Genomic DNA, 16,754 nt, shown 5'->3' on the forward strand with positions numbered 1-16,754 from the left:
ATCAAAACAAGCCGACCCGAAACCAGCCGTTGCACTTACAAGTTGAATCCGGGAACACGCTGAAAGAACAACACTGAAAATAATGGCAAGAAATGGCGGAATTCCGCACTTGTCGAATTATTGTCCATTGACCAAACCAGTTCCATCGCCCGAAATCTCAACGATAAAACCGTTTCCGGAGTCATCTGACGTTCTCCGAGAAACTCGTCTCTCATCCGCTTACTTCGCGCGTAGCGCAATCAATATGCGAGATGCCTAATTCCATTCGTGCTTCATCAGCCGAACGCGAACTGGTTCACCAGATGGTGTATTCAACGGTTTCAGTCTCCTGAAGAGGACTAAGATACCTCGACAGTTGGGGTGATCATCATAAGAGAATGAGGTAGATAATGGCAAATGGCAAGGCTATGACGGTCGGCGAGATGGCGTCCCTGTTTCTCGACCCCGCCACTCCCGTTCGTATCGACGCTTTCGACGGCTCGCATTTCGGCCCGGCAGACGCGGATTTGAAGGTCAAAATCGCCACGCCGAACTGCATGTACCAGCTGCTCGCGCACCCGAATGAAATCGGCATCGTGCGCTCATACATTCTGGGCGATTTCGACGTGGACGGCATTGACTACGCCGACCCGTATCCGGCGATGCGCAAGCTGGTGTCGCTGTCCAAATACGTTCGCCCACTCACTCCCACATCAATTGCCCGCGTATCTGCCGGCATCCTGAGCCATGGCTTCAAGAAGCCGCCGGTGCCCGCTACCGAGGGCCCGAGCAAGTTCGCCCGTATCAAGCGTGGCCTGATGCCGCACACCGAAAAGGCCGATTCGGAAACCGTCAGCTTCCACTACGACATGTCCAACGAGTTCTACGCCGACTTCCTCGGCCCCTCCATGACGTACACTTGCGCGGTATTCGACAACGAACACATGAGCCTTGAAGACGCACAGGCCAACAAACTGCGCCTGATTCTCGACAAACTGGACTTGCAGCCCGGCCAGCGCTTACTGGACATCGGCTGCGGCTGGGGTTCGATGGTCATCACCGCCGCCCGTCGCGGCATCAAGGCGCTCGGCGTCACCCTTTCCAAGGAACAGGCCGCGTACGCCAACGAATGGATCGCCCGTGAAGGGCTGCAGGATCTGGCCGAAGTGCGTGTGCAGGACTACCGCGAGGTGCCTGAGCACGACTTCGACGGTATCTGCTCGATCGGCATGATGGAGCACGTAGGCGTCAAGAACTACCAGAGCTACTTCGAAGAGATGTTCCGCCTTCTGAAGCCGATGGGCCGACTGCTGAACCACCAGATCACCATCAGCCATGACAAGCCTCACGGCAAGCCCGGTACCGACGAATTCCTCGACCGTTACATCTTCCCGGACGGTGATCTCGGCGCGCCCGGCTTCATCGAATCGTGCATCCATGACGCCGGCTTCAACGTGGTGCATCAGGAGAACCTGCGCCAGCACTATGCACTCACCCTGCATCACTGGAACCAGAACCTCTCCGAGCATTGGGACGACGCGGTCAAGCAGGTCGGCTTTGAACGCGCCAAGGTATGGGGTATGTACATGGCCGCCTGCGCTCTGAACTTCGAGCTCGACGGCATCCAGATCCACCAGTTCCTGGCCGTCAAGCCGGATCGTGTGGGCCACCCGGACGGCAAGTGGTACCCCCTGCGCCAATGGTGGCAGGCCTGATTCCTTTTTGTGGGACGGCACGCGGTTTTTACCATTGTTCATCTGCCGTCCCACAGAAGTGTGGGATAGCAGATACATCAATCGTTTGACGTATCTGCTATCCCGCATGACATAAGCCGAGAACCGCAGAATAGAGCCGTTCTTTGCCCTCAGCTCTGAGGGCGTTCTTCGAACGCTGTGGGACGGCACGTCGAAAATCGGCAAAATCACGTGCCGTCCCACACGATTCCCTTCGCACGCGCATTTCGCAGGTGCTTTTTCTGCAATACTGACTCTATGAGCGCCACAGCCCCAGAAACGGCTGGGGCGGACGATCGCACCGACCATGACACGCGCGGATAAGACCCACGTTTCTTTATTTAACCCTAACCCGATGTTCGCATTGGTGCTGTTGGCGTGCGTAGTTGCGGCGAGGAAGACAGTTGTTGGCGAACGCGAGCCTTTGCATTGACCGGCCAGCCCGCCATTTTGGCCTATAACCCCCGCCGGAGTAGGTACGCGACGGATATGCAAAAGCCCCGCACAAGGCGGGGCTTCATTATGGTGGCTCCGAACGGCGTCGATCCGTTGACCTAGCGATTTTCAGTCGCTCGCTCTACCAACTGAGCTACAGAGCCATGAACAGTCAAAAACCCGGATAATCCGGGCTTCATAACCATTCCAGCGACCCCGGCCGGACTTGAACCGGTGACCTCCGCCGTGACAGGGCGGCGCTCTAACCAACTGAGCTACGGGGCCATTGTTCTCACTTGCGTGAGGCAACAGATGTATATATTACTGAAATTCGCCAGTCATGCAAACTTCGGCGTGTTCCGCATAATTTCAAGGTTTTTGCTATCACCAGCACGCGAACACGTCTGTCACAAACATCCACAAAACGACGAAGGGCGCGACCGGAACCCCGGCCACGCCCTTATGGACGGAAACGCTTCGCGGCATCCACCGCAAAGTGACCGTCAATCTCAGTCAGCCTGCTTCCAGGTGTCGACGTCGATGTGGTGTTCGGGGTTGGCCTGCCAGGCATCCCACGCGGACTTGACGATGTCTTCCACGTCGTACTTGGCATGCCAGCCCATCTCCTCGTTGATGCGCTTCGGGGAGCCGATCAGGTGCGGCGGGTCGCCGGCGCGGCGGGCCATGACAGCCTCGGTGAACGGCAGACCGGTGACCTTCTTGACTTCGTCGACGATCTGGCGCACGGAGGTGCCTTCGCCGGTGCCGACGTTGAAGGCGTCGTACTTGCGCTCGTCACGGTCGAGGTACTTGAGGGCGGCGATGTGGGCGTCGGCCAAGTCGGAGACGTGGATGTAGTCGCGCACGCAGGTGCCGTCCGGAGTCGGGTAGTCGTCGCCGAAGATGGCGGGAGCCTTGCCCTGCTTGAGGCGATTGAACAGCATCGGGATGAGGTTCAGGATGGCCGGATCCTCAAGCTCCACCGGACCGCAGCCGGCCACGTTGAAGTAGCGCAGCGCGCAGAAGCGGATGCCGAACGGCTGCTCGCAGGCGCGTGCCATCCACTCGCCGAACAGCTTGGTCTGGCCGTAGGGGTTGATCGGCAGCATCGGGACGACGTCCTCAGGCACCACATCGACCGGCGGCACACCATAGGTGGCGGCGGAAGAGGAGAAGACGAGCTTCTTGGCGTTCTTGGACTGGGTCATGCCGGTGAGCACGTTGAGCATGCCGTTGATGTTCTGCTGGTAGTACCACAGCGGCTTCTCCACGGATTCGCCGACCTGCTTGCGAGCGGCAAAGTGGATCACGGAGTCGACGCCTTCGGCATCGAGGATTTCGGCCAAACGCTCACCGGCGCCCGGGGCGGCGATATCCATGCCGTACAGGCGGGAGCCTTCGATGCGAGTGGGCTTGCCGTAGCTCAGATCGTCGACGACAACGACCTTTTCGCCGGCCTGATGGAGTGCGTGAACGACATGAGCGCCGATGTAGCCGCAGCCGCCGGTGACGAGAACTGTCATAGTTGACCTTTCCTTGTGCGGGTTGCAAGTGTCGGCCGTGGGGAGTTCAGCGGCTGTTCACTTTTGGTCCGCTTTGTTACCTTTTGAAACAATTTGAGTATATCACACGAACATAATCGCACAAAACGGTGGTGTCGTCCGGCAATATCTGCATTCATTAGGTCGATTTGGCGTTCATTAGGTAGGTCGGCCCGGAGCCGGCCCGCACGGACACCGGGTAAACGGCTTGATATGGTGGTTGGTATCGCACACCACCTACCTAATGAACGCCAAATCGACCTAATGAATGAACAGCGGTGCGGCGCACAAGGAAAATCCGAGGAATATATGACCAATCCCGAATCCACAGCAATCGATCCCGTCGCCGCGATGGGCACAGACCACACCGAGGCACCGGCGCACCCCCTGCACAAGGTGCTCTCCTTCGTACGCCGCTCCGGACGTTTGGACGATCGCCTGCAGCGCGCATGGGACAACTATGCCGGCACATATCTGTTGGATATTGCGGCCGGCAACCTGTTGGACGTGCGCGAAGGCGTCACGCTCGACCGCGCGTTCGTGGAGTCCGCATGGGGCAACGATAATCCGCTCATTGTGGAAATCGGCACCGGGCAGGGAGAAAACGTGGTGGCAGCAGCCGCAGCCCACCCGGAGACGAACTTCCTTGCTCTAGAGGTCTATGACCCCGGCGTGGCCCACACGCTGCTGCTCGCCGGCAAGCAGGGGCTGACCAACATTCGCGTGGCCCAGGTCAATGCGCCCGAGCTGTTCAAGGTGACCGCGGCCGGCACCGTGGCCGAGGTATGGACCTTCTTCCCCGACCCTTGGCCCAAGAAGAAGCACCACAAGCGCCGCATCGTGCAGAAGGCCATGGCCGGCGACATCCATCGCGCGCTGGCCACAGACGGCGTCTGGCGTATCGCCACCGACATCGAGGACTATGCCCTGCACGTGCACGAGGTGATGGACGGCCTCGATGGCTGGAAGAACCTGGGCAGCGTAACCGTCAGCCTGCCGCTGGAGCACGTGGGCAAGGGCAATGCCGACATGGCCGCCGACATGCCGCACGCCGACTTCACCGAATCCGAGCGATTCGAGGGCCGCGTGCTCACCAACTTCGAGAAGAAGGGCCTGGCCGCCGGCCGCGTGATCCACGACTTCACCTATCAGGCCGTTACCCTGAACTGATTGCGACACGCCGAAATGCCGTCGATTTGCATAACCGAACAACCTCCCGTAAAGTAATTCGAGTTGTTCGCCCCCATCGTCTAACGGTTAGGACACCAGACTTTCAATCTGACAACGAGAGTTCGACTCTCTCTGGGGGTACTTCACTAAAGACCTCGGTCATAGCGACCGAGGTCTTTTCGTATTCGCGGGACCAGGTCTGAAAGCATTCGGCCCGCTTGATATGTGCTCATGGTTTCATCTCAGCACGTGTTCGCGCCCGCCACAAGGACTATCCCACCGTAGACGATGTGACATCCTCCACACTGTGACTTCGCGCACAGGGTCCCGACGCCACCCTCACCCCGTTTATCGACACCATGCGTGTATAACCGCATATGGCATCATCGGCGAACATCGGCCGGCAGACCAGTTGTACAAGGAGAACATCATCCACATGGCAGACACCGCCAACGCCAACACCAACGCCTGGCTGCCGGCGCTCAAAGCGGCGTTTCCGCTGACCATACCGATTTGCCTGGGGTTCCTGTTTCTCGGCGCCTCGTATGGCATTCTCATGGGCACCAAAGGCTTCTCCTTCGTATGGCCGATGTGTATGAGCGCGTTCATCTTCGCCGGTTCAATGGAATTCGTCACGGTGAATCTGCTGCTCTCCGCGTTCAACCCACTCGCCGGCTTTCTGCTGGCCCTGATGGTCAACGCCCGTCACCTGTTTTATGGACTATCCATGCTCGGCAAATTCAAAGGGCTCGGCTGGAAGCGCCCATACCTGATTTTCGGTATGTGCGACGAGACTTTTGCCATCAACTCCACCGCGAAAATCCCCGCCGGCATCGACCGTGGCTGGTTCTACTTCTGGGTTACGCTGTGCAATCAGCTGTATTGGGTGACCGGCGCCACACTGGGCGGGCTGATCGGCGCGCATCTGCCGTTCAATACCGACGGTCTTGATTTCGTACTGACCGCGCTGTTTCTGGTGATTTTCCTCGATCAGTGGCTCGACGGCAAGCATCGCGAGCGACTGTCCGCCGTCATCGGTGTGCTGACATCACTGGCCTGCCTGCTGATATTCGGGGCCAATGATTTCATGATTCCCTCGATGATCGCCATGCTGATACTGTTCGTCGCGTTGCGCCCGCATCTGGACGTGTTGCGGCCAGCCGCCGACGCCCCGGAAGCCACGGCAAACCATGCCATGAGCCACGCAGCGGACCAGCAGAAGGAAGGACAGACGCGATGACGATGACCATCTGGCAAGGCGCAATCACTATCGTGACGGTGGTGCTGGGCACGATGTGCACCCGTTTTCTGCCGTTTCTGGTGTTTCCCGAGTCCAAGCAGCCGCCGCGCATCATCGAGTATTTCGGCCAGGTCCTGCCCTATGCGATGACCGGTCTACTGGTGGTATACGCACTGCGCAACACCCCGATTCTGACCGGTTCACACGGCCTTCCGGAACTCATCGCCTGCACCGTCATCGTGCTGCTGCACGTATGGAAACGCAATATGCTGCTTTCAATCGCCGGCGGCACAATTGTATATATGTTGCTGGTGCAACTGGTGTTCTGAGGCACCCGACTCGTTAGTCTCTCCCTCCGCTTCGCTATGCTCAGCACCTCCCTTACAGAGGGAGGTAATCTTCTGTACCTTCCTCTGACGAGGGAGGCGGCACCGCGAAGCGGTGACGGAGGTAGAGACCCGCAGTCGTAAGACTGCGAAACACACAGCATCGGCCACAGGCCGATTCCTACAGCTGCTTCGCCACCCAATCGACGATGTACGGGGCGACTTCCTCAATCTGGTCGATGGCGACCTCGAACTCGTGCTTGCCGCCGTACCACGGGTCCACCAGATCGATCTGATCTTCGCGGCCGGGCTTCGGCTTGGGCAGATTCGGGTCGAAGCTGCGGTACATGTGCACTTCGGCGCGCTTGCCGGCCGGCAGCATGCGCAGCAGGGCGCGCATGTGGGAGGCGGTCATCGGCAGGAACAGGTCGGTACGGTCGATTTCCTCACGCGAGATGCGGTGTGCGAAGTGGTCACGCGGAATCTCATCACCATAGCCACGTTCGCGTAGCACGCGCACGGCACGCGGGTCGATCGGGTGGCTCCACTCCTCGTCGGACACACCGCTGGATTCCACGTTCACCTGGTCGCCAAGACCGCGCTCATTAAAGAAGTGACGCAGAATGATCTCACCCATAGGCGAACGGCAGATATTGCCGGTGCAGACGGTCATTACGGTGTAGGGCTGGGTATTGCTCATAGCTTTGAATCAATCCTCAATCGGGCTTCACCGGGCCGCACACGGCCCGACTGTATTGTTGGGGTCGAATGAATATGAATCCGGCTCATGCCGCTATAAAGGGCATAAGCCGGATTCGCATGCTTACTTGGTTTTGGCCAAGATACGGAAACGATAGGAATCGATGCCGGACTCCTCCTTGGCGGGCGTATGCCACTCGCCCACTTCGGCTTCCCGCCACATCCCGGCCTCGACCAGCGACGCCATATCGGGCGCGTAGCTGTCGGCATCCACGGTGGCGGCCAGATCAGTCACATAGGCTTTGTCCGCGAACGGCAAAGCCTCGGCGAACAACTGGGCGCCGCCGATGATCCAAATCTCCGAACGGTCCAGACCGTCGTCCGGAATCGCCTCCTGACGGGCCATATCGAGCGCGTCGTCAAGACTGGTGACCACAGTGGCCCCCGGCGCACGGTACATCGGATCGTGGGAAACGACGATGTTGTCGCGGTTGGGCAGCGGCCGGTACTTGCCCCCCAGCGATTCCCAGGTCTTACGACCCATAATCACCGGATGGGAGACGGTCAGCTCCTTGAAATGCTTCATATCCTCGGCACAGTGCCAAGGCATGCCACCATTGAGGCCGATGGCACCGGCGCGACCTTCCTTGTCACGGGCTTCGGCCCAGATAAGATTCACCGAGAAGGTCTTGGGATAATCGTCACCCCAGTCTTCTTCAGTGGCAGACAGCCCGGCAGATCCGGGCTCGGGTTCGTGATAGCCGCTACGGCTACTGTCATGCTCCATTTCGCTTACTCCTCCTGGATTGCGGAACTGGGCCTTAGTGTAGTGGACAGCGAAGACTCGGGGGCCGTCACCTTCACAGTCTTCACTGTCCACGAAATGGTAATCAGCATCAGACCGCAACAGGTGCCTTAATAGTGGGGTGATGCTGGTAGCCGACGACCTTGAAGTCCTCATACTGGTAGTCGAACAGGGAATCGGCCTTACGGATCTCGATGGTCGGGTACGGGTAGGGCTTGCGGCCCAGCTGCTCAAGGAACTGGTCGACGTGGTTGTCATAAACATGGCAGTCGCCGCCGGTCCAGACGAATTCGCCCGGCTTGAGCCCGGTCTGCTGCGCCATCATCATGGTGAGCAGCGAGTAGGAGGCGATGTTGAACGGCACGCCGAGGAACATGTCGCAGGAACGCTGGTACAGCTGGCAGCTTAGCTTGTCGTCGGCCACGTAGAACTGGAAGAGCGCGTGGCAGGGCGGCAACGCCATCTTCTCCACCTCGGCCGGATTCCACGCGGAGACGATCATGCGGCGCGAATCCGGATGATGCTTGATGAGGTCGAGCACATTGGAGATCTGGTCGATGGTGCGATTCGGGTCCTCGGGGGTCGGCGCGGGCCAGGAACGCCACTGCACGCCATAGACCGGGCCCAGATCGCCGTTCTCGTCCGCCCACTCATCCCAAATATGCACGTTGTGCTCCAGCAGCCAGTTGATGTTGGAGGAACCCTTCAAAAACCACAGCAGCTCATAGGCCAGGCCTTTGAAGAACACGGTCTTGGTGGTCAGCAACGGGAAGTACTTCGACAGGTCAAAGCGCATCTGCTGGCCGAACAGGGAAATCGTGCCGGTGCCGGTGCGATCGGACTTCAGCGTGCCTTCGGTCAGGATCTTGCGCACCAGGTCCTCATAGGGCATCGGAATGTCCGTTTCGGGACGTGCGGGGATACGGGAGCGAATATCTGCGAGTTGTTCTTCGGTCAAAGCCATGTGCACCAGTGTAGCTTAGGGGCATAATAGAGAAGTCCACTGATGCGGGAGAGCGGCCAGGTGCCGCGCTCCCCCGCTGGCATGGCGATGGGCCAGATCGCCGGCGGCTGAAAATAAAGGAGCAGCTATGGGTAAGCGACTGTGGGTTGAGCGTAACAAGGACGGTTCGTGGGATGCGTTCAGCGACGATGGCGCACACATTAAGTTCGGCAAGGATCGTGGCCAGTTCACGCCGGGCGATCTGATGAAGGTCGCGCTGGCCGGTTGCGCCGCGCTGTCCAGCCAGTTCGCCATCGAACATACGCTGGGTGAGGGCAAGGGTGCCAAGATTGTGGTGGATGGCACGTACGACCCTGAGAACGACGCCTACACCGGTTTCGAGGAGCAGGTGGTGATTGATGCTTCCGACGCCGGTCTGTCCGAGGAGGATGCCGACAAGCTCAAGGAGCGCGTCACCCGCCATATCGACAAGGGTTGCACGGTCAAGCACACCTACGTGCAGGAGACCCCGGTGCGCATGAACGTCACCGTCAAGCACTGAGACGGGATATAAATTGAAGAGGCTCCCTGGCGGGAGCCTCTTTCCGTATATTCGGACTTTACTGGCGATCGGGATCGATGGTCTTTTCGATCTGCTGGGCGACTTCGGGCTCGGCTGCGGACACCGGAATCTCCTCGACGCCGGCAATCTCCTCCAGCGACTTGGTAGGCACTTCGGCGGGCGAGCTCGGCACGGTGTCGAGACGCGATTCCGCGGCCTCAACATACTTGCGTGGCACCACGTACACCGGGCCGACCGCATGCTGCAGCAGGCCCTGGCTGGTGGAGCCCAGCAGCAAGCCAGTGAAGCCGCCGCGACCACGGGAGCCGACAACAACCACATCGTGATCGTAGCTGGCCTTGGTCAGGGCGCTCACGGCCGGGCCGGAAACGATCTGCTTGTTGATCTTCAGATCAGGATGCGATTCCTGCAACGGCTTGATGCGCACCTCAAGATCGTCCTTGTAGGACTCCATGACGGCGTCCTCGCCGTCCACACCCTTCAGGTTCGGCACAGCGGAAATCACGTCCAGTTCCGCACCCCAGCACGTGGCGAAGTCGGCGGCAATGTCCAGCGCCTTCAGACCCCACTTGGATTCGTCGGAGCCGACGGCCACCTTGGTGATCGTGTTGTTCAGGTGCATCAGGTTACCGTCATCATCGGTGTACGGCACCACCACAATCGGGCAGTAAGCATATGCCGGCAGCGATGAGGACGTAGTGCCCAGCAGGCGCTCGGCCAGACCGCCCTTGCCACGGTTGCCAATGACGATCAGATTGTAGTTACGAGACAATTCGACGAACACCGATGCCGGATCTCCGGTAACAATCAGTGTGGCGGCTTCGACGCCCTGCTCGTCTGCGATGGCCTTGGCCTTGGACAGAATCTCCTGAGCATCGGAATGCGCGGCGTTATCGTCCCCCATCGCCGTGTAAGTGGCATCGAACGAAACGGCGGCATAGCTCGGCAGGGAATATGCGCAGACAATCTGCAGCGTCAGCCCCGCGTGCTTTGCATAATTCGCGGCCCACCATGTTGCCTTGTAACTGGCATGCGACCCGTCAACGCCGACGAGAATAGCCTTGTCGTTAATCATGACGACCTCCTTGAAGTTATTGCGGCACGAATACCGCGTATCTCAACAATACCCCGCGACACTCGGTTTGGCCGGTATCCTCCGCTCAAAAAGAAATCCGCGTATACGAAAAAGGCACACCCCAAAGGACGTGCCTTAATACGAATTCGCTTACCGCATAATTCTTGTCACATCACGCGGCGAATGGAATATCCAGCTCCACCGAATACGGAAACGTCGCTTACTGCCGTTCCCTGCACCGGGTTCATAGCATTCATCACCTGTCCGTTACCGATGTAAATGGCCGCATGAGTACCATTCGCAAGAATGTCACCCGGCTTGGCATCCGCCAAGCTTGCGACCGGAGTACCCACGGTGGCTTGAGCACCAGAGGTACGAGGCAGGGAGATGCCAAACTGGGAGAAGACGTACTGCACAAAACCGGAGCAATCCCATCCTGCCGGAGTGTTGCCGCCGGCAACATACGGATAGCCTTGGAACTTCAGTGAGAAGCTAGCAAGCTCAGCGCCAGTGCCAGTGCCAGTCATTTTACCCAAGTCAACCTGTGGAATCGACGCACGCTGTTCAGAGCGGCTGGCTGCCGCAGCAGCAGCGGACTGGGCTGCAGCAGCTTCATCAGCGGCTTTCTGAGCCGCCGCCGCTGCAGCAGCTTCCTTCTCGCCCTGAGACTCGGTCTGTGGCACATCAAGAGTCTCGATGCCACCCCATTTAGAGTTCTCATCAACCGAGGTGGAGGTGGATTCGGCGAACAAATTCTTCTTCACCGAACTCGCCTTCGGGAAAGAACGTGAGGACACCACAGCACTCGTCTGCGCGGAATCGGCAGAGGCAAACGGGGCTACGCACGCAAACATGGCACCCGTGGCGATAATCGCCACTGATGTGGAAATAATAGTCTTAACGCTCATCATCAACGCCATACACTAGCACACATGGGTCGATTTCATAACAGGAATAGCATTTCGAAGATGATGTCGCGGGTGCATCATTCGGCAGGAGAACGCAACAGGCCTCGGATACCGATCGGCATCCGAGGCCTGCAATAAATCAATCAATAAGACTGCATCACGGGATACGCACCACGATGGTGAGCTTTTCGGTCATGGCACTAGCGAGAGCCACGCTATAGCCATTCCATCCACCATGGACCGCCTGACCGTTGCCGACATACAACGCCACATGATCGTAGTGTGCACCACCGTTCCATCCACCGGTGTTGGCATAAATCAGAATATCGCCCGGCTGCAGGGATCCGTCTGTGACTACGTGGCCACCAGGAACATTGACGTACTCTTCAGGCCAACCGTGGAAGTTAATGCCACGGGCCGCCAACGCTTGACTGACCAATGCGGTGCAGTCCATGCTCTGTCCGATCAAAGAATACGCACGGTCGATAGAGGCACCGGCACCAGCGGAAACCGAACCACTGGCATCGGAATAAGTAACAGAAGAGCGAGACTCATTACGGCTCGCGGCGTTGGCCTGCTCCTGGGTCGCCTGAGCCTCGACCTCCGCCTGCTTCTCGGCCTCCTCTTCGGCAGCCTTCTTGGCCGCTGCGGCATCCTTTTCCGCCGGAGATTCCGTCTGCGGCACATCGAGGTTCTCAATGCCGCCCCAATCAGCATTGTCCTCAACGCTCGTGGCAGTGGCTTCAGTCGTCAGATCTTTGCGCACCTGGGTGTACGAGGGGAAGGACTTGGTGGAAGTCACAGTAACACCCTCAGCTGCAGTTGCTGTAGGAACAAACATAAACAAGCAGGCACAGGAGACAATCGCGGCAACAATGGAAGAAGCTACAGTTTTGGTCTTCATAGAACCATCACCCTACACGGTGCGCATTAACTCGTACAGGATGGAAGAAATAAAACACCCCGGAGCTATTGGGATATATCGGCGTGTCGGCACAGGTCAGTTCGGACTAATACGCGGCCGCAACACTTGAAATGTCATTTCGCGCGAACGATTGCCGATAGGGCGACGTCACATCCGAACAGTAATCACCGAATGTAAGCCAATGAAATGAATCAGTAGTGAACGTACTGGAACTTACCGGCTTCGGCGGCGCTGAACGTACGGGTCGAAATCACACCCAATCCCTTGGCATTGGATTCGGAGATCTCAATGGAGCCGTCGGCATTGATCTTTTCCAGAACGGCAACATGGCCGTACGCGCCATCGGCATCGGCCTGGCCAGGAGCGAACACCACAGCATCACCGACATGGCGAGGAGTGTTGTCCACCCAATAGCCCAGAGCGGAAGCTGACGCCGCCCACGCGCCACCATTGCCGAAGTTGCCGCTGGAAGGCAGGCCCAGTTCGGCACGACGCTGGTACGCGTACCACGTGCACTGACCCCACGGATAGTTGTTGGAGTTGGTGCCAACGGCATGGTTCGGGTTGAAGCCAGCCGGCACCGCATCGCCATCGGCATCCACGAGAGCCGACACCACAGGATTGTTCGCATTATTGCGATTCATCAGCTTGGCGTCCAAGGTGCTGTCTGAATTGCTCAGCCCCCAGCCGCCTTCATTGGTGGACTGTGCGGTAACGGAGGATGAACTCAAATCAGTACGCGCTTCGGAACGAGAAGCCGCAGTCACATCGCTGATGCGCTTAATCTGCGTGGTCGTCGTGGCCGGATCAGCCACGAACGAGTTCGTGGCGTCTTCATTGTTGGAAAACGCGAGAGCACCTGCGGCCGTGCCGACCAGAGCGGCCAGTGAGGCCGAGGCAAGAATATGGCTACGGCGTTCAGCGGCACGAGCGGCCTCACGAATGGAACGGCGGGTCTGGGGAGCGATTTCGTTGATCTTCTCGGCAATGGCCGGATCAAGCCCCAAAACAACGGCGTCGCTACCAGCGGATTGCACCGCACGCACAGCACGAACGGAATGAGAACCCTTGCCGGAGGCAAACAATGCCTTCGCTAAGCTGAACTTCTGGCGCGAGACCGTGGTCGCTTTATGCGAAGCATGCTTCATACTACGTTAACTCCTTGGATGGGTTCGGCGGGGTCATTTCGATGACCTCGTATGACCGTCACAATTGAGTACTGTACAACGAACAGAGGTCAATCCTCAATGTGATCCCCCACCATCCGGGTGTGTCAAACGATTTACGTAACCGTGCGGCCGGGTGAAAAAACTGCCTTGTTTCCGCCCGTTCACGAACCTCACTATCCGGTTATCGGAAGAATCACTAACTCATGTCATTCCGACACACCGTAACCATGATGTGCTGCGTACATTCTGCACTGCATTCCGCATTGCCACCACTGCCGCCCGGCACCCCGGAATTCCGCAGTAACCCCGCAGTAATCCCGCACACCGAGCATTATCCGCGATATTCCCCAACACTGGTCTACCCTTGAAACCATGACTATCACACTGAGTATTCCCGAGTCGCTGAAGCCCGAAGATGGTCGCTTCGGCTCCGGCCCCAGCAAAATCCGCCCCGAACAGATCGCCGCGCTCGACGCCGGCGCCACCACCCTGCTTGGCACATCACATCGCCAGGCACCAGTCAAGCAACTGGTCGCTTCGATTCGTGAAGGTCTGCGCGAGTTCTTCCACCTGCCTGAAGGGTATGAGGTGGCGCTTGGCAACGGTGGCGCCAGCGCGTTCTGGGAGATTGCCTGCGCTTCGCTGATCACCCGTCGCGCCGCATTCGGCACGTATGGCTCGTTCAGTGCCAAGTTCGCCGCGTCCGCCGCGAACGCACCCTTCCTTGAAGACCCGGTGCTGTTCCCCGGCGAGCCGGGCACTTACCGTCTGCCTGAGCTCACCGAGGGCGTGGACACATATTGCTGGGCTCACAACGAGACCTCCACTGGTGTGGCCGCCCCGATTCGCCGCGTGGCCGGAAGTCGTGAAGCTGGTGCCTTGACCGTCATCGACGGCACCAGCGCAGCCGGCGCTTTGCCTGTGGACATCAGCCAGACCGACGTCTACTACTTCTCACCGCAGAAGGCCTTCGGTGCCGATGGCGGTCTGTGGGTCGCCATCCTCTCCCCCGAAGCTATCGATCGTGCGGCAGGCGTCGAATCAAGCGCTCATCTGGAAGGCGCACATCGCTGGGTGCCGCCGTTCCTCTCGCTGACCACGGCACTGAACAACTCCCGCAAGGATCAGACCCTGAATACGCCCGCCGTGGCCACCCTGATCATGATGGAAAACCAGATTCGCTGGCTCAACAACAACGGCGGCCTCGCCTGGGCCACCACACGTTGCGCCAAGTCCGCATCCATCCTGTACTCGTGGGCCGAGCGCTCCGAATACGCCGCTCCGTTCGTCGTCGATGCGGACGCACGCTCGAACGCCGTGGTCACCATTGATCTGGACGAGCGAGTCCAGGCCTCTCAGGTACTGTCCATCCTGCGCGAGAACGGCATTGTGGACGCCGCCGGCTACCGCAAGCTGGGCCGCAACCAGCTGCGCGTTGGCGTGTTCCCCTCGGTGGAACCGGCTGATGTCATGGCCTTCACCAAGTGCGTCGACTACGTGGTCGAGCACCTGTGATGGCATATATGCCCCGCATTGCCGACCATATATGCCATGCACATTGATCGGTCTCAACTGATGCCGATTGAATAAATCGTAGGGAGGGATGTTTGACGCCCCTCCCTACTCTTACTACAGTGCATGAGTATGAAGTTCGCGCCTCTCATTGACCCTGCCGTCCGCAAACCCGCACCCAAGCCCGTACGGGTGGATCTGCGTAAGGTGTTTGCCATCGGTACCGGTCTATGGATTGTGGCGTTGATTGTCGTGCTGATTCTGCTGGCCGTGGGCTACAGCGTAATGCCGTTGGTGATTATGTGCGTGGCCGGCGTCATTATTGGCTTGCTACTGCTGGTCTGGGAATACTTCGACCGCTGGGACTACCGCCGCCTCGGACAGTAACGCAACACAAGCTCCCTCTGATGACGGGAGCTGTCAGCGTAGCTGATTGAGGGAGAGACCGCGGCCGCAGGTCGCTCATCAAACAGCATTGGTGGCATGCAAGGCATGCCACCAATTCCTTACCTCACTGCGCCAACGGCAACGTAAGGCTGAACGTACTGCCTTGCCCGGGCGCGCTCCATACGGTCACATCGCCATGATGGGTCAGCGCCACATGCTTGACGATGGCCAAGCCTAGGCCCACGCCATCCGCCGTGCGATTGCTCTGTTCCACGCCCCGGTAGAACCGCTCGAAGATGCGCGCCTGGTCCTTCTTAGCGATGCCCGTGCCTTGGTCAATCACGCGAATCACCGCGCGGTCGCCATCCTTGTCTTTGGATGCGGACACGCTGACCACGCCATTTTCCTTGGAATAGCCGATGGCGTTTTCGATGAGCTTGGTCACGGCGCTGTCGATCTGGTCCGCCTCACCATTGATGACTAGATCATCGTCGCCCTTGATGTTCAGCTGCACGCCAGCCTCGGCTGCCTGCGGCTCCAGTCGCGCCGCCGTGGCCCTGAGCTGTTCCATAACGTTCAGTCGGTTGGCGGAAGACGGCGTAATCGGCTCCTGCGCGCGTATGAGCAGCAGCAAATCAGACACCATGTGGTTGAGCTTGCTGCAGCTGGAACGCACCCGGCGAGCGTCGGCAGCCACCTGCTGTTCGTCCAGATTGCCGGACTCCAGCGAATCGGCGAGTTTGGCCAGAGCCTCAGTGGGGCCCAACAATTGCTCGGACACATTGGTAATAAACGAGTCACGCACTTGAGCGAAACGAATCACATCACTGACATCGGTAATCAACACGATGACGAACTGCTCGTTGATACGCCCTACAGTCACCTTCAGCCAGTTGGGGCGGTGGACGGACTGCGTGGCGACGTGATCGCCCTTGTTCTGGTCTGCGACGTACCGCTCCGGAGTATCGGTGGTCAAGTCGAACTGGCGCTTGCCACCGGACTTGCGCGCCTCGTGAATGGCATCCAGCACATGCTGCTGGGCAATGGCGTCATCTGACACCACACCCAGGCGGTAGGCGGCGGGATTGCAGCGGACCACCTCGTCGTGCTCGTCGACCACCACGGACGCACCTGGCAGCACGGACAGCAGCGTGGCGGTGTCGTCGGACAGATCGTCATTGTCGTCATCATCGGCCAGCGGCGATTCCATGGACACTCGATGTGTCGCAAATCCCACGATGAGCGTGATGATTCCTACCACAAATAAAACAGCCGTGACAATAAGAGCAATCGCGGCGACGAGCGGCATCTGTGTCATGCCCCC

The 16,754-nt window shown here is 58.8% G+C and carries 16 protein-coding genes and 3 tRNA genes; 8 read left to right on the plus strand and 11 right to left on the minus strand.

Annotated features, from left to right (window positions below):
* Nucleotides 1–389 precede the first annotated feature (389 nt).
* Nucleotides 390–1,694, plus strand: a complete 1,305-nt coding sequence (locus tag Q5H31_RS07155) for a class I SAM-dependent methyltransferase (protein WP_131215782.1) — start codon at nt 390–392, stop codon at nt 1,692–1,694.
* A gap of 541 nt (nt 1,695–2,235) precedes the next feature.
* Here Q5H31_RS07155 and Q5H31_RS07160 read toward each other — a convergent pair.
* The 3 genes from Q5H31_RS07160 to galE form a co-directional block, all read right to left on the minus strand.
* A tRNA-Phe gene (locus Q5H31_RS07160) sits at nt 2,236–2,311 on the minus strand.
* Between the two features lie 47 nt (nt 2,312–2,358).
* Nucleotides 2,359–2,432: transfer RNA gene (locus Q5H31_RS07165), tRNA-Asp, on the minus strand.
* A gap of 224 nt (nt 2,433–2,656) precedes the next feature.
* Nucleotides 2,657–3,670, minus strand: a complete 1,014-nt coding sequence (gene galE, locus Q5H31_RS07170) for a UDP-glucose 4-epimerase GalE (RefSeq protein ID WP_007052365.1) — start codon at nt 3,668–3,670, stop codon at nt 2,657–2,659.
* A gap of 282 nt (nt 3,671–3,952) precedes the next feature.
* Here galE and trmB point away from each other — a divergent pair, with 282 nt between their 5' ends.
* The 4 genes from trmB (at nt 3,953) to Q5H31_RS07190 (ending at nt 6,427) form a co-directional block, all read left to right on the plus strand.
* Nucleotides 3,953–4,858: a tRNA (guanosine(46)-N7)-methyltransferase TrmB gene (gene trmB, locus Q5H31_RS07175; RefSeq protein WP_032746875.1), complete on the plus strand. Its 906-nt coding sequence runs from the start codon at nt 3,953–3,955 to the stop codon at nt 4,856–4,858.
* A 69-nt stretch (nt 4,859–4,927) separates the two neighbouring features.
* Nucleotides 4,928–4,999 (plus strand) — tRNA-Glu (locus Q5H31_RS07180).
* A gap of 295 nt (nt 5,000–5,294) precedes the next feature.
* The gene (locus tag Q5H31_RS07185) at nt 5,295–6,098 is read left to right on the plus strand and encodes an AzlC family ABC transporter permease (RefSeq protein WP_032746874.1); all 804 of its coding nucleotides are present in this window, start codon (nt 5,295–5,297) and stop codon (nt 6,096–6,098) included.
* On the plus strand, nt 6,095–6,427 hold the full coding sequence (locus Q5H31_RS07190) for a branched-chain amino acid transporter permease (protein ID WP_007052362.1): 333 nt from the start codon (nt 6,095–6,097) through the stop codon (nt 6,425–6,427). The genes Q5H31_RS07185 and Q5H31_RS07190 overlap by 4 nt, the downstream gene beginning before the upstream one ends.
* Nucleotides 6,428–6,605: 178 nt before the next feature.
* On the opposite strand, the gene Q5H31_RS07195 is transcribed toward Q5H31_RS07190, so the two are convergent.
* The 3 genes from Q5H31_RS07195 to Q5H31_RS07205 form a co-directional block, all read right to left on the minus strand.
* A complete protein-coding gene (locus Q5H31_RS07195; protein WP_007052361.1) occupies nt 6,606–7,124 on the minus strand; it encodes a low molecular weight protein-tyrosine-phosphatase in 519 nt (172 codons plus the stop codon).
* 123 nt (nt 7,125–7,247) lie between these two features.
* Nucleotides 7,248–7,910, minus strand: a complete 663-nt coding sequence (locus Q5H31_RS07200; protein WP_007053847.1) for a dihydrofolate reductase — start codon at nt 7,908–7,910, stop codon at nt 7,248–7,250.
* A gap of 109 nt (nt 7,911–8,019) precedes the next feature.
* Complete coding sequence (locus tag Q5H31_RS07205; protein WP_081297299.1) at nt 8,020–8,820, minus strand: thymidylate synthase; 801 nt, start codon at nt 8,818–8,820, stop codon at nt 8,020–8,022.
* Between the two features lie 199 nt (nt 8,821–9,019).
* Between Q5H31_RS07205 and Q5H31_RS07210 the strand changes: the two genes are divergently transcribed.
* Nucleotides 9,020–9,433 (plus strand): OsmC family protein, encoded by a 414-nt coding sequence (locus Q5H31_RS07210; protein ID WP_007052358.1) that lies wholly within the window; start codon nt 9,020–9,022, stop codon nt 9,431–9,433.
* 58 nt (nt 9,434–9,491) lie between these two features.
* Here Q5H31_RS07210 and Q5H31_RS07215 read toward each other — a convergent pair whose 3' ends face one another.
* From Q5H31_RS07215 to Q5H31_RS07230, 4 genes are all read right to left on the minus strand, one after another.
* The gene (locus tag Q5H31_RS07215; protein ID WP_007052357.1) at nt 9,492–10,529 is read right to left on the minus strand and encodes a universal stress protein; all 1,038 of its coding nucleotides are present in this window, start codon (nt 10,527–10,529) and stop codon (nt 9,492–9,494) included.
* Between the two features lie 167 nt (nt 10,530–10,696).
* On the minus strand, nt 10,697–11,449 hold the full coding sequence (locus Q5H31_RS07220) for a C40 family peptidase (RefSeq protein WP_007053845.1): 753 nt from the start codon (nt 11,447–11,449) through the stop codon (nt 10,697–10,699).
* Between the two features lie 145 nt (nt 11,450–11,594).
* Nucleotides 11,595–12,341 (minus strand): NlpC/P60 family protein, encoded by a 747-nt coding sequence (locus Q5H31_RS07225; RefSeq protein WP_302457629.1) that lies wholly within the window; start codon nt 12,339–12,341, stop codon nt 11,595–11,597.
* Between the two features lie 212 nt (nt 12,342–12,553).
* Nucleotides 12,554–13,510 carry a CHAP domain-containing protein gene (locus tag Q5H31_RS07230; RefSeq protein ID WP_007052353.1) on the minus strand — a complete coding sequence of 319 codons (957 nt, stop codon included), beginning with the start codon at nt 13,508–13,510 and terminating at the stop codon, nt 12,554–12,556.
* 393 nt (nt 13,511–13,903) lie between these two features.
* Between Q5H31_RS07230 and serC the strand changes: the two genes are divergently transcribed.
* Nucleotides 13,904–15,046, plus strand: coding sequence for a phosphoserine transaminase (gene serC, locus Q5H31_RS07235; RefSeq protein ID WP_007052351.1), 1,143 nt, complete (start codon nt 13,904–13,906; stop codon nt 15,044–15,046).
* Nucleotides 15,047–15,175: 129 nt separating this feature from the next.
* Entirely contained in the window at nt 15,176–15,430 is a 255-nt protein-coding gene (locus Q5H31_RS07240; protein ID WP_007052350.1) for a DUF2530 domain-containing protein, read from the plus strand.
* 124 nt (nt 15,431–15,554) lie between these two features.
* Here the strand turns inward: Q5H31_RS07240 and Q5H31_RS07245 are convergent, their stop codons facing one another.
* Entirely contained in the window at nt 15,555–16,748 is a 1,194-nt protein-coding gene (locus tag Q5H31_RS07245; RefSeq protein WP_060662338.1) for a cell wall metabolism sensor histidine kinase WalK, read from the minus strand.
* Between the last annotated feature and the right edge of the window lie 6 nt (nt 16,749–16,754).

Source organism: uncultured Bifidobacterium sp., from assembly GCF_959020155.1.
Taxonomy (GTDB): domain Bacteria; phylum Actinomycetota; class Actinomycetes; order Actinomycetales; family Bifidobacteriaceae; genus Bifidobacterium.

Bases quoted from the DNA above. Each gene is read 5' to 3' on its own strand.
- Q5H31_RS07230 (WP_007052353.1), bottom strand. From the start codon at position 13,510: ATGAAGCATGCTTCGCATAAAGCGACCACGGTCTCGCGCCAGAAGTTC.
- Q5H31_RS07190 (WP_007052362.1), top strand. From the start codon at position 6,095: ATGACGATGACCATCTGGCAAGGCGCAATCACTATCGTGACGGTGGTG.
- Q5H31_RS07185 (WP_032746874.1), top strand. From the start codon at position 5,295: ATGGCAGACACCGCCAACGCCAACACCAACGCCTGGCTGCCGGCGCTC.
- Q5H31_RS07225 (WP_302457629.1), bottom strand. From the start codon at position 12,341: ATGAAGACCAAAACTGTAGCTTCTTCCATTGTTGCCGCGATTGTCTCC.
- Q5H31_RS07205 (WP_081297299.1), bottom strand. From the start codon at position 8,820: ATGCCCTATGAGGACCTGGTGCGCAAGATCCTGACCGAAGGCACGCTG.
- serC (WP_007052351.1), top strand. From the start codon at position 13,904: ATGACTATCACACTGAGTATTCCCGAGTCGCTGAAGCCCGAAGATGGT.
- Q5H31_RS07155 (WP_131215782.1), top strand. From the start codon at position 390: ATGGCAAATGGCAAGGCTATGACGGTCGGCGAGATGGCGTCCCTGTTT.
- Q5H31_RS07210 (WP_007052358.1), top strand. From the start codon at position 9,020: ATGGGTAAGCGACTGTGGGTTGAGCGTAACAAGGACGGTTCGTGGGAT.
- Q5H31_RS07215 (WP_007052357.1), bottom strand. From the start codon at position 10,529: ATGATTAACGACAAGGCTATTCTCGTCGGCGTTGACGGGTCGCATGCC.
- trmB (WP_032746875.1), top strand. From the start codon at position 3,953: ATGAATGAACAGCGGTGCGGCGCACAAGGAAAATCCGAGGAATATATG.
- Q5H31_RS07245 (WP_060662338.1), bottom strand. From the start codon at position 16,748: ATGACACAGATGCCGCTCGTCGCCGCGATTGCTCTTATTGTCACGGCT.
- Q5H31_RS07200 (WP_007053847.1), bottom strand. From the start codon at position 7,910: ATGGAGCATGACAGTAGCCGTAGCGGCTATCACGAACCCGAGCCCGGA.
- Q5H31_RS07220 (WP_007053845.1), bottom strand. From the start codon at position 11,449: ATGGCGTTGATGATGAGCGTTAAGACTATTATTTCCACATCAGTGGCG.
- Q5H31_RS07195 (WP_007052361.1), bottom strand. From the start codon at position 7,124: ATGAGCAATACCCAGCCCTACACCGTAATGACCGTCTGCACCGGCAAT.
- Q5H31_RS07240 (WP_007052350.1), top strand. From the start codon at position 15,176: ATGAAGTTCGCGCCTCTCATTGACCCTGCCGTCCGCAAACCCGCACCC.
- galE (WP_007052365.1), bottom strand. From the start codon at position 3,670: ATGACAGTTCTCGTCACCGGCGGCTGCGGCTACATCGGCGCTCATGTC.